Source organism: Cupriavidus sp. 8B (assembly GCF_054589115.1).
In genome coordinates, this window is record NZ_BAAILO010000480.1 from 1 (window position 1) to 852 (window position 852).

Genomic DNA, 852 nt, shown 5'->3' on the forward strand with positions numbered 1-852 from the left:
GCCTACCGCATCCAGCTGGCCATGGTGCAGCACCGCCTGGATGCGGGCGAGCGCGTGATCGGCAAGAAGATCGGCGTGACCAGCCGGGTGGTGATGGACATGCTCGACGTGCGCCAGCCGGATTTCGGGCACCTGCTGTCCGGCATGGTCTATGGCGACGGCGCTGCCATTGCCGCTGACACGTTGATCGCGCCGAAGGCCGAAGGGGAAATCGCCTTCGTGCTCAAGGAGGACCTGGAAGGCCCGGGCGTGACCAATGCCGATGTGCTGCGCGCCACCGCCTACGTGCTGCCGTGCTTCGAGATTGTCGACTCGCGCATCCGCGACTGGAAGATCCGGATCCAGGACACCGTGGCGGACAACGCATCGTCCGGCGTGTTCGTGCTGGGCGACGCGGCGGTGGACCCGCGCGGGCTGGACCTCGGCACGGTCGGCATGACCCTGGAGAAGAACGGCGAGATCGTCGCCACCGGCGCCGGCGCCGCCGCGCTTGGCCATCCGGCCAACGCCGTGGCATGGCTGGCCAACACGCTGGGCCGGCTCGGCATCGGGCTGAAGAAGGGCGAGGTGATCCTGTCCGGCTCGCTGGCCGCGATGGTGCCGGTCAAGGCTGGCGACCAGCTGCGCATCAGCCTGGGCGGCATCGGCTCGGCCGGCGTGCGCTTCGTTTGAACGGATTCCTTATGCCATCGGCCAGGACATTGCCATGAACCTCACCCAAGACACCATCCAGCAGCTCGCCGAGCACCTGGAGAACGCCGAGCGCAACCGCGAGCCGGTGCGCAAGATCACCGACAGCCATCCCGACATGGACTGGGACGACGCCTACGCCATCCAGGACGCGATCCGGGC

1 protein-coding gene and 1 pseudogene are annotated in these 852 nt (G+C 68.0%); both read left to right on the forward strand.

What is annotated here, in order from left to right:
• The coding region (locus ACYP5B_RS44775) for a fumarylacetoacetate hydrolase family protein (protein ID WP_459573869.1) at nucleotides 1-672 on the forward strand (672 nt) is incomplete at its 5' end.
• Between the two features lie 34 nt (nucleotides 673-706).
• A pseudogene (locus ACYP5B_RS44780) lies at nucleotides 707-852 on the forward strand (4-oxalocrotonate decarboxylase); the annotation flags it as partial.